The sequence below is a fragment of the Mucilaginibacter ginsenosidivorax genome (assembly GCF_007971525.1).
In the GTDB taxonomy this organism is placed as follows: Bacteria; Bacteroidota; Bacteroidia; order Sphingobacteriales; family Sphingobacteriaceae; genus Mucilaginibacter; species Mucilaginibacter ginsenosidivorax.
This window is the reverse complement of the sequence record NZ_CP042437.1, coordinates 894,332-906,572: the sequence shown is the minus strand read 5'-3', so window position 1 is coordinate 906,572 and position 12,241 is coordinate 894,332. Positions and strand designations below refer to the sequence as shown.

7 protein-coding genes are annotated in these 12,241 nt (G+C 45.3%); all 7 read left to right on the top strand.

Translation table 11 applies throughout. The annotated features are described in order from the left end of the window. Positions 1–221: 221 nt before the first annotated feature. The 7 genes from FSB76_RS03750 to FSB76_RS03720 all read left to right on the top strand — a co-directional run bounded on the left by FSB76_RS03750 (position 222) and on the right by FSB76_RS03720 (position 12,069). Positions 222–1,385: a prolipoprotein diacylglyceryl transferase gene (locus tag FSB76_RS03750; RefSeq protein WP_147052258.1), complete on the top strand. Its 1,164-nt coding sequence runs from the start codon at positions 222–224 to the stop codon at positions 1,383–1,385. 29 nt (positions 1,386–1,414) lie between these two features. Continuing rightward, complete coding sequence (locus tag FSB76_RS03745) at positions 1,415–2,611, top strand: DUF4185 domain-containing protein (RefSeq protein WP_147052257.1); 1,197 nt, start codon at positions 1,415–1,417, stop codon at positions 2,609–2,611. Positions 2,612–3,166: 555 nt separating this feature from the next. Continuing rightward, complete coding sequence (locus tag FSB76_RS03740; protein WP_147052256.1) at positions 3,167–3,829, top strand: SGNH/GDSL hydrolase family protein; 663 nt, start codon at positions 3,167–3,169, stop codon at positions 3,827–3,829. A gap of 103 nt (positions 3,830–3,932) precedes the next feature. Then, positions 3,933–6,215 (top strand): GH92 family glycosyl hydrolase, encoded by a 2,283-nt coding sequence (locus FSB76_RS03735; RefSeq protein WP_147052255.1) that lies wholly within the window; start codon positions 3,933–3,935, stop codon positions 6,213–6,215. Between the two features lie 399 nt (positions 6,216–6,614). Next, positions 6,615–9,542: a discoidin domain-containing protein gene (locus FSB76_RS03730; RefSeq protein ID WP_225976408.1), complete on the top strand. Its 2,928-nt coding sequence runs from the start codon at positions 6,615–6,617 to the stop codon at positions 9,540–9,542. Between the two features lie 125 nt (positions 9,543–9,667). Beyond that, positions 9,668–10,906 carry an L-fucose:H+ symporter permease gene (gene fucP, locus FSB76_RS03725; protein ID WP_147052253.1) on the top strand — a complete coding sequence of 413 codons (1,239 nt, stop codon included), beginning with the start codon at positions 9,668–9,670 and terminating at the stop codon, positions 10,904–10,906. Positions 10,907–11,040: 134 nt separating this feature from the next. Continuing rightward, a complete protein-coding gene (locus tag FSB76_RS03720) occupies positions 11,041–12,069 on the top strand; it encodes a LacI family DNA-binding transcriptional regulator (protein ID WP_147052252.1) in 1,029 nt (342 codons plus the stop codon). Positions 12,070–12,241 lie beyond the last annotated feature (172 nt).

Sequence of the window (12,241 nt, the reverse complement as noted above, 5' to 3'; positions counted from 1 at the left end):
GCAGCCGGAGAGAGGGTCGGCCAGCGCAGCGTAGCCGGGGTGAGTAGTGGCCGGTGTGCAATCTGCCGCCATGATATATCCAATTTTCCTGTCATCCTGAGGCACGAAGGATCTATCGGCTGTGCATGACCGATAGAAAAGTTCGCGAATAGATGCTTCGTTCCTCAGCATGACAGCCTTTTATTTTGGTTATGGAATCATTTAATAAGTAAATTAGTGCAATGTTTCCAACTATAGGCCACCTCATTTATTACCTGTTCGGCATCAATTTTACGTTTCCTGTTCAAACGCTGGGCTTGTTTGTGGCATTGTCTTTTTTGTTATCGTATATTGTATTTAGCTCGGAGTTTAAACGGTACGAAGCCCTGGGCAAGATTAAAGCGTTTACCCGTAACGTAGTGGTAGGAGAACGGGCATCTGTTGCCGAAATCGGTATCAACTCCATTCTCGGCTTTTTATTAGGCTTCAAGGCCTTTGGGGCTATGTTTAACTATACGGTGTTTAGCGCCAATCCGCAAGGGTACCTGCTGTCGCTTAAAGGCAACCTGGTTATGGCCATACTCACCGGTGCTGTATTTGGTTTATGGGTTTATGTAGATAAAAAGGAAAAGGAGCTGGAACAGCCTAAAGTCGAGGTGCAAACGGTTCATCTTTACCAGCTGATGGGGCTTATTGTTTTTTCGGTAGGTTTTTTTGGCTTTATTGGCGCCAAGTTATTTGACACGGTAGAACATTGGAGCAATTTCAGGTACGACCCTATGGGGACCTTATTCAACGTGCGCGGCTTTTCTTACTACGGGGGATTGATATTTGGCGCTTTAACTTACCTGTACATTGGCCATAAAAAAGGCATGAAGCTGGTGCATTTGGCCGACATCGGTTCGCCGGGTATGATGCTGGCTTATGGCATTGGCCGTATAGGTTGCCAGCTTGCCGGCGATGGCGACTGGGGTATTGCCAATAACCATCCTAAGCCGGGTTTTATACCAGGGTGGATGTGGTCGTTCACCTATCCGCACAATGCCATTAACGCGGGCCTTCCAATACCAGATTGTGCCGGCAATTATTGCAACCAACTGGTACATGGCGTTTATCCCACACCCTTTTACGAGGCTACTATATGCCTGCTTTTTTTTGCGCTGATGTGGGTGTTCAGGAATAAGATTATTAAACCCGGTTTCATGTTCTTTTTATACCTTATGCTCAACGGCGGCGAAAGGTTTTTGATCGAACTGATCCGCATTAACCCCAAATATCAAATTTGGGGAATGAACTTTACCCAGGCCGGCTACATTGGTTTATTAATGGTAATTGGCGGCCTGGTTGGCTTTGTATGTTTAATTATAAAAACTAAAAAAACGGGCAAGCTACAGCCCGCAACGTAGGTTGTAAACCGTATTAATCGAATTACTATATGAGAAAATTTGCAGTTATCACCTTGTTTTTTTGCATTGCAGCAAATCTGCAAACTATAGCACAAACCAATGGTAAAACGGTAAACCTTACCGATCTTAATTTCACTGTTGAGGCGGCACCCGAATGGAGCAGCCTGCTAAAGCGAGAAGCAGGTTGGTTTGGAGGCGACGGGATTTATACTATCCCGTTAAACGGAGTAGAAAATAAGCAGGCGAAGGTCAGCGACAAGATCCTGTTTATTTTCAGCGATTCGATGATTGGCAAAATAGAAAACGGTACCATGGTGCCGGGCTTTAAAATGATCCATAATTCGGTGGCCGCTCTCACTGGCAACCAGCCTGCCGATGCCCAAATGAAGTTTGCCTGGGATACCGATAAGGCAGGCGCCGCCGAATCCTTGTTCATTCCGCATACTGCCCAAACCGCCGCGGGCGATTACTATTGGCTTGGCGATGGTTTTGTAAACCAGGAATTGAATAATGCCATTTATATTTTTGGCTACCGGGTACGTAATGTTGGCACTGGTGCCTTCGGGTTCAGGGAGGTTGGCAACACGCTGATAAAAATTCCCGCAAGATCGCAGCCGCCGTATAAAGACCTTAAGCAAATGGATACGCCCTTTTACCTCACGGATGCAAAAGGTGATATCGGGTCGTTCGGGGCCGGTATTTATGTAAATACCACAAAAGCCGGCGCACCTAAACCCGATGGTTACGTTTACGTTTACGGGGTGCGCGGCATCGGCAAAAATTTGATGGTGGCCCGCGTGTTACCTAAAGATTTTGAAAAGTTTGACAGGTGGACTTTTTACGATGGCGCCAACTGGATAAAAGACATGAACAAGGTAGCCGATGTTACCAATAGTGTATCTAATGAGCTAAGCCTCACCGCGCTGCCTGACGGTCGTTATGCCCTCATTTTCCAGGTAGGAGGGATGAGTACCAATGTGGGTATGCGGATAGGTGCGACACCGTACGGCCCTTTTGGCCCGGTAATAAAGATATGGGATTGCAAACCCGACCTGGAAGAGAAAACCTTTGTAGTTTACAACGCCAAAGCACATCCAAGCCTATCCGCCCCCGGCGAACTGCTGATTAGCTATAACATTAACTCTGTTGATTTTATCCCCGATTTGATGAAGAAGCCCAACCTGTACAGGCCAAGGTTTATCAGGATGAAGATTAGTAGCAAGTAGTTAGTATCAAGTATCAAGATTTTTAAAATCTACTGTCCCCTTAATTATTAAGATGGCCGCAACGCAAGCAAACATGGTTAACAAAGGTTAACATAATTTTGATTTATTTTCACTTAAGTGTTTTTAATCAGTTTGTTAAGTGTAAAACATGGTTAACATGTGTTAACCATGTTTTACAGTCGCTTCAGGGTTTCTCCAATGCTATTAAGTTAAGCGTTTCAACCCCGTAGGGGTATAACATTTGTAGAAAAAATAGAAAATAATGCTCCGTGCCGTAGGTACGGAACTTATGTGGCGTACCTACGGCACGCAAAAATTGTTAAATTACAAAGTGCTACAAATGTTTTTCTCCGATGGAGCAACTTGTCAATCCCTTAACTTAATAGCATTGGAGAGACCCCGCGGGGACGAGAAAACTCAAAGCATACGTTGTGAAAAATATTTAAAACGTAAAATCGTATTTCTATCCCGGATAAAAATAAAGCAAAACAACTTTCATTCTTGCTACTTGCAACTCAAAAGTATATATTCGCTAAATCAATTTAGCTAACCCAAATGAAAAAATTCTTACTGTTTGCCGGCATCATCATGCTGTGCAGTTTTCAAACTAAAAAGCCAACCAAAGTGGTATTCTTTGGCGATTCCATTACCGAGTATGCGGTGCAGCCCAACGGTTTTATCACGCTGATTCAGCAACGCCTTAAAGCCGAAAAAAAGGAGCAGGATTATGAAGTTGCCGGGGCAGGTATTGGCGGTAATAAGATATATGATTTGTACCTCCGCTATGAAGATGATGTATTAACCAAAAATCCAGATGTGGTAGTAATTTGGGTAGGGGTGAACGATGTATGGCACAAGCGCATGTTTGGTACCGGTACCGATTGGGATAAGTTTGGCCGTTTTTACACCGCGCTTATCAAAAAATTACAGGCAAAAAACATCAAAGTGCTTATATGCACCCCTGCCAGCGTAGGCGAGAAAACCGATTACAGCAATGAACTTGACGGCGACCTGAACAGATACTCCAACATCATCCGCGACCTGGCCAAACAGAACAATTGCGACCTTTTTGATTTCCGCACCCTGTTTCATGATTATAACGTTAAAAATAACCCCACCAACAAAGGCGAAGGCATCCTGACCAAAGATGGCGTGCACCTGAACGACGAGGGGAATAAATTTGTGGCCGATTTGTTTTATAAAACCTTATTCAAATAGAATAAGGTTTTTAATTAATCTTTTGCTAAATCGATTTATTAATTATATTTGCTTATCAAATGCCGATATCCATCACCGGTATAAACCACATTATATACACCAAATGAAAATACGGTTACTTACATGCGTTCCGGCGCTTTTATGGGCCAGCGCGCTGTTTGCGCAAAACGATAACCTGGTTAAATACGTAAACACCCGCCAGGGTACCAACACCAAGTATGAGTTTAGTTACGGTAACACTTACCCCGCCACGGCGCTGCCTTTTGGCATGAACACCTGGACGGCCCAAACCGGTAAAAACGGCGACGGATGGAAGTACCAGTATTTTGAGAATACCATCCGTGGTTTCCAGCAATCGCACCAGTGCAGTTCATGGGTTAATGATTATGCCGTGTTTTCGTTGATGCCTGTAACCGGCAATTTGGTGGTTAATGAGGATAAACGCGCTGCCGGCTTTAAACACGAAAACGAAACGGCCCAACCCAGCTACTACAAAGTAAAACTGGATAACAATATCACCACCGAAATGACGCCTACCGAACGCGGTGCACATTTACGCTTCAGCTTCCCTAAGGGGCAAGGCGCTTACCTGGTGCTGGATGGCTACACCAAAATGAGCATGGTGAAGATAATACCAGCCGAACGTAAGATCATAGGCTGGGTTAACAATTGCCGCTGGGCGCCGCAGGGTTTTAAAAATTACTTTGTAATAACCTTTGATAAACCCTTTGCTGCTTACGGTACCTGGGAAAACAAAAAAGATCAGCTATCGCCCAAAAACTTAACTGCCGAAGGCGATGGCGTTGGCGCTTACCTCAAATTTAAGGATGGCGAAACGGTGCAGGCCAAAGTAGCATCATCCTACATCAGCCCCGAACAGGCCGAACTTACCATGCAAACCGAATTGGGTAAATACAAAAATTTCGACGATACCCGCAAAGCGGCAGATGCGGTTTGGAATACGCTGCTTGGCCGCATGAAAATTGAAGGCGCTACCGAGGATGATAAGGCCACCTTTTACAGCTGTTTGTACCATGCCAACCTGTTCTCGCACCAGTTTTTTGAGTACGGTAAAGATGGTAAGCCGTATTACTACAGTCCGTACGATGGTAAAACGCATGAGGGTTTTATGTATACCGATAATGGCTTTTGGGATACCTTCAGGGCGCAGTTTCCGCTGAATACCATCATCCATCCCAAAATGCAGGGGCAGTATGTGCAAGCCCTGTTAGATGCCCAGCAGCAATGCGGCTGGCTGCCGGCCTGGTCGTTCCCCGCCGAAACAGGGGGGATGCTCGGCAACCACTCCATATCGTTATTGACGGATGCCTGGGTTAAGGGAATCCGCACTTTTGATCCAAAGCAGGCTTTGGCAGCTTACTACCACGAGGCTACCAACAAAGGCCCGTGGGGCAGCGCTAACGGCAGGCCCGGCTGGAAAGAGTATTTTGCCGATGGGTACGTGCCTTACACACCGCAAACCTTAGGTTCAACCGCCTGGACACTGGAATTTGCTTATGATGATTTTTGCGGCTACCAGTTGGCCAAACAAACAGGTAATGCCTACTATGAAAACGTATTTGGCCGGCAGATGTACAATTACAAAAACCTGTTCGACCCTAAAACGCGCTTCATGCGGGCCAAAGATGCCAAAGGCAATTGGATAGAGCCTTTTGACCCGATGGATTGGGGCGGCCCCTATACCGAAGGCAATGCCTGGCACTGGACCTGGTCGGTTTTCCAGGATGTACAGGGACTGATTAACCTGATGGGCGGCGACAAGAATTTTACCGATAAGATCGATTCTGTATTTACCGAGCCCGGCACTATTAAAGTAGGCGGCTACGGCCAGGTAATTCACGAGATGACCGAAATGGCCGCCTTTAAAATGGGCCAGTACGCTCAGGGTAACGAGCCTATTCATCACCTGTTGTACCTATATAACTACGCCGGCCAGCCATGGAAAGCCCAGCAGCACCTGCGCGAGGTGATGGATAAAATGTACAACGCCGGCGAAAACGGCTACCCCGGCGATGAGGACGAAGGCCAGATGTCGTCGTGGTATGTGCTAAGCGCGGCGGGTATTTACAGCGTTTGCCCGGGTACTGATGAGTATGTAATAGGCAGCCCCGCCTTTAAAAAAATGACCATCACGCTGGAGGACGGTAAAAAGTTCATCATCGAAGCCAATAACAACAGCAAGCAAAACGTGTACATCCAATCTGCAACGCTCAACGGCAAGCCTTATACACACAATTTTATTAAACACAGCGATATTATGGCCGGCGGTATCCTCCGCTTTGAAATGGGCGATAAGCCCAACACCACCCGCGGCCTTGCAGCTGAGGATAAACCGTTTTCGCTTTCAAAAAATATATCAAACTAAATGGAAATGAACGTTATTATTTCGTGTTTAACCACGGTGTTTTGTGTTGTTGAGTTGGGTGGGCTTGTCAGTCTGAGCCTGTCGAAAACTCGTGCGCAGAGGCTCTTGCCCGCGTGTTTCGACAAGTTATCCCTTACATGTTGGGGTTTACCCAAACATTTCGGTTGAACGCAGGCTACGACTCACCCGGTCGAGGCTGCTCCCGTCGGCCCCTCTCTCCGGCTGCGCCGCAAAGAGGGTAAACCCATTTTTCGGCCCCTCTATGCGCGAAGCGGAGAGAGGGGCCGACGGGAGCAGCCTCGTCGGGGTGAGTCGACTCGCCGACATGCGATATATTATTTTCAAACTAAACATCACCTCATAATGCCATTTAATCTTTCCCCCTTTTTAAAGCGATCAATGTTCATAATCTGTGTTGCCGCCTGCACCCAGGCGTCGGCACAAAATATAACTTACCTCGGCAGTGCCAACCCGCAAACCAGCTGGAAAGTAAAAGCCCAGGCCGATGTAGGCGCCGATAGCGCCAATATGTACAAACCCGGTTTCGATGCAGGCAGTTGGGTTAAAGGCGTGGTACCGGGTACCGTTTTTAATGCCTACGTGGTTGCCGGGCTGGAGAAAGATCCCAACTTTGGCGATAATATTTACAAGGTTGATAAAGCTAAATACGACCGCAACTTTTGGTACCGTACCGAATTTAACATCCCGGCAAGTTATACTAAAGAAAAGATCTGGCTAAACTTTAAGGGGATCAACCGCAAGGCTGAGATCTACCTGAATGGCAAACAAATTGGTGTTTTGGATGGCTTTATGCAGCGCGGTAATTTTGATGTTACCGGGTTGGTGAGTAAAAACACTGCTAACGTTTTAGCCGTATTGGTGTACTGCCCGGTTAACCCCTTGGTTAATTATGCAAGCCCAACCTACATCCCCTCGGCCAGCTGGGATTGGATGCCTTATGTACCAGGATTAAATTCGGGCATAACTGATAAGGTATATTTGAGCAATACGGGTAGTATCACCTTGCAGGATCCCTGGATCCGCACCGATTTGCCCACCAACGCGCGGGCCGATGTCTCGGTAGCGGTCGGTGTAAAAAACAGTACATCCAAATTTCAAACCGGGTTGTTAACAGGCACTATTCAGCCGGGCAATATCGAGTTTTCGCAAAAGGTGTTTGTGGGGGCCAACACCACCTCTGAAATTAAACTGGATAAAAAACGCTTTGAGCAGTTAGCCATCAACAGCCCCAAACTATGGTGGCCAAACGGCTATGGTGAGCCGAATTTATACACCTGCAAGCTAAGCCTTAAACTGGGCGACGAGGTATCTGATAGCCAGAACATCAAATTCGGCATCAAAAAATATAGTTACGATACCGTTGGCAATGTGCTGCATGTTTTTGTGAACGGAACCAAAGTATTTTTAAAAGGCGGTAACTGGGGCATGGCCGAGTACATGCTGCGCTGCCGCGGCAACGAGTACGATACCAAGCTAAAGCTGCACCGCGAAATGAATTTCAACATTGTGCGCAATTGGATAGGATCGACCACCGACGATGAATTTTATGATGCCTGTGATAAATACGGCATGATGATCTGGGACGATTTTTGGCTCAACTCTATCCCCAACCTGCCTAATGATGTCAATAATTTTAATGTTAACGCGATAGAGAAAATTAAACGTTTCCGCAATCACCCATCTATTGCCATCTGGTGCGGCGATAACGAGGGCACACCCATGCCGCCATTAAACGGCTGGCTGGCCGAAGATATCAGCAATTACGACGGGGGCGACAGGCGTTATCAACCCAATTCGCACGCCGGCAGCTTAACCGGCAGCGGCCCTTGGACTAACTTTGATCCCCGCTGGTATTTCAGCCGGTTCCCGAATGGTTTTGGCGGATCGCCAGGCTGGGGCCTCCGCAGCGAGATTGGTACTGCTGTTTTTACCAATTACGACAGCTTTAAAAAATTTATCCCTAAGGATAAACTATGGCCCCGCAACGAGATGTGGAACCTGCATTTCTTTGGTCCATCGGCAGGCAATGCCGGGCCGGATAGGTATGATGATGGTATTAATAAGCGCTATGGCACAGCAACAGGTATCCAGGATTATTGCCGCAAGGCGCAGCTGCTCAACATAGAAACCAATAAGGCCATGTACGAGGGCTGGGAAGATAACATGTGGGAAGATGCATCGGGCATCATGACCTGGATGAGCCAATCGGCCTACCCATCGCTGGTATGGCAAACCTACGATTATTATTACGACCTCACGGGGGCTTACTGGGGTGCTAAAAAAGCCTGTGAGCCCCTGCATATCCAATGGAATCCGGTAAATAACTCGGTTAAGGTAATTAACACCACAGGTAGTAATGTGAATGACCTGACGGCCGAAGTGGCCATTTATAACACCGACGGGAGTCCTGTGAGTGACTACCATCAAACCAAACAGGTAGATGCCATTGCCAACGCGGCGGTAAACTGCTTTACCATCAACTTTAAAGAGGAACACAACAATTTAGCCCTGAACAAACCTACAGTAGCATCATCGTTTGAAAATATGGAGGCCACTTTGGCTACCGACGGCAACAGCGGAAGCCGCTGGGCCAGCAGGCAAAACGATAATGAGTGGATTTATGTTGACCTGGGCAGCGAGCAGGTAGTGAATGGCGTAAAACTGAACTGGGAAGAAGCTTACGGCAAAGCATTCAAGATACAGGTATCAAACGATGCCAAACAATGGCGCGATGTGTATGATACCGAAGATGGCCACACCGGCGTACAGCAGCTTACGTTCGACGAAACCAAAGCCCGCTATGTAAAAATGCAGGGCATACACCGCGGCTCGGGCTGGGGCTACTCGCTTTGGGATTTTGAAGTGTATGGCGGCGAGCCCAAAAGCAACGGTTTAAGCGAAGTGCATTTTATTAAACTGAAACTAACCGATAAAGCCGGTAAACTGGTATCAGATAACTTTTACTGGCGCGGCAACAAGCGTACCGATTTTACCGCGCTTAACAGCCTGCCCAAAGTAAACCTGAAAGTAACCTCGAAAATAACTAAGGCCGATGGTAAATACTATATCAATGCCACTATTACCAACCCGGCATCATCCCCGGCGGCAGCATTTGCTATACGGGCACAGGCAGTGAGGAAAAGCAATTGCGAGCAGATATTACCTGCCTTGATGAACGATAACTATTTTAGTTTGATGCGGGGCGAGTCGAAAAGTATTAAAATAGAGTTTGACGCCGATGTATTGGGTAACGATAGCCCTGTATTATTGGTACAGCCTTATAACGATGCTATTAAAGCAGAGTAAATGTTAGCATGCTTTCAATTTCATAAAAAAATAAGATTTTAAAATAAATCGATTTACTGCTGTGGAATTTAAAACATTTCGATTAATTTGAGGCCGCCAATTGAAAAACCGATTAAACCCATATAATGAGCAACACCGCTAAATTTACCGAACGCAAGTACCTTGTAGTTTTAATATTCGTAACCTCGCTATTTTTCCTTTGGGGCTTGGCTATGACGCTTGGAGATACTTTAAATCAACATTTTCAAAGTGTTTTGCACATATCAAAATCAAGATCGGCATATGTCCAATTATCGCTTTTTGGCGCATATGCTGTAATGGGCATTCCTGCCGGTTTGTTTATGAAAAAGTTTGGCTATAAGAACGGAGTGCTTTTAGGCCTAAGTTTATATGCGATAGGTGCTTTTTTGTTTATCCCGGCCGCAAATGCAGAATCGTTTACCTTTTTCAGATTCGCACTATTTATTTTAGCATGCGGCCTCGCTACACTTGAAACAGTAGCCCATCCGTTTGTTGCCTCATTAGGCGATCAAAGAACCAGCGATCAGCGGATCAACTTTTCGCAATTTTTTAATGGGGTAGGGGGAATTATAGCACCATTTATAGGTGGATATTTTATTTTGAGAGGAGGGCAGGAACACTCCAACGATTTGATTGCAGTTAAAAACCTCTACACAATAATTGGAGTGGTCATTGCCCTGATTGCTGTTGCGTTTTCCTTTTTAAAAGTGCCTGTACTTGCTGATCCTCATGTTGAGATAGATGATTCTTATGCAGTTGCTGGAGCAGAGAATATTGAGAGGAAACTTTTTCAGCACAAGCATTTTGTATTTGCCGCTGTTGCACAATTTTTTAATGTCTGCGCACAAGGGGGGACATGGGCTTACTTTATTAACTATGGCCATAACATTATGGGTTATAAATCATCAGATGCAAGTTACTTTTTTGGGGTAAGCATCTTTATGATGGTCTTAGGCCGTTTGATTGGTACACTTTTAATGCGTTATGTATGGTCGCCAAACAAGGTGTTGTGGATTTTTGCACTTTGTAATATTATTATGTGTTTAATTGTTGCTCAACATTTAGGAGTTACGTCGTTTATAGCATTAGTTATGATTAACTTCTTCTTCAGCATCATGTTTCCTACCATCTTCAGCCTCGGCTTAAAAGATATGGGGGGCAAAACCCAACAGGCCTCTTCGTTTATCGTAATGGGAGTTGTAGGCGGGGGTGTTTTTCCATTGTTAATGGGCCGCATAGCAGACCATAACGTTGCTACTGCATATTATTTGCCTATTATTTGTTACCTTGTTATATTTGCGTTTGGTTTTAGCTATCCAAAATTAAATAAGCGGTCGGCATAGCCAATTTCATTTGTACTTTTCGGGCAAATCCTTTCCAGTTAATCGATTTACTAACAAAATAAATCGATTAACTTTTGGCTAAACTCATATAATTTAATATATTCCCCGATATTTGAAATAACTAATATAAACGGGTGAAAAAGAAATTATCTATCGTTGACATCGCGAACGCGTTAAACGTATCAAAAACTACGATATCATTTATTTTAAACGGCCGGGCCCAGGAAAAACGTATAGGTGCCGACCTGGTTGAAAAAGTGATGAAATATGTGGCCGAAGTAGGGTATAAGCCAAACTCCCTGGCCAAAAGTTTACGAACCGGCAAATCAAATACCATTGGGTTGATGGTGGAAGATATCTCAAACCCCTTCTTTGCCAGTATAGCGCGCCTGATTGAAGACCGTGCCTACAAAAACGGCTACAAAATTATTTATTGCAGTACCGATAATGATACCAGCAAAACCCAGGACCTGATCAACATGTTTCGCGACAGGCATGTAGATGGCTACATTATGGCTCCGCCTGAGGGGATAGAAGAGGATATCGAATCATTGATAAAAGATGGGATGCCCGTGGTTTTATTCGACAGGCACCTGCCCGGCGTTAAAACCGATGTTATTGAGGTTGATAATCTTTTCAGTACCTATAATGCCACCAGGCATTTAATGGATCAAGGCTTCAAAAATATAGCCTTTGTAACCTTTGCATCGCACCAAACCCAAATGATGGATAGGGTAAGGGGTTACCAGGACGCTATGAAAAGCAACGGACTTAGGCCAACGATTGTGAAAGAGATCGTCTTTAACCAGGATGAAGAGCAGATTATGGGCCCGCTTCGCGATTTCTTTAAAGGCAATCCCGACGTAGATGCCATCCTTTTCGGCACCAACCACATCGGCACCTGCGGATTAAAGATCATGCACGAAATGGGCCTTAAGGCACCCACCGATATAGCTGTTATCTCCTTTGATGATTACGATGTGTTTAAACTTCACTCGCCGCCTATAACAGCCATAGCGCAACCCGTGGAGGAAATAGCCGATAATGTGATAACCGTATTATTAGAAAAACTGAACGACCGCTCATCATCGCCTAAGCTGCAATCGATTATCTTGAAAACGGATTTAAAAATCAGGAACTCGTCGCTAAAAAACGCCATCTGAATTTTACCGCACCATCAATAAAATATAATCGTTTTTAAGATTTCGGCGGCGATTTCTATGATATAATTGCATTGAACGATATCGCGTCTGATACTAAGTCAGTAATTTTTATCGCGCAAAGAGCGCATAGCGATTGACCTAAGGATTTAATGTAGTGCAAGCGTTTCAAAAT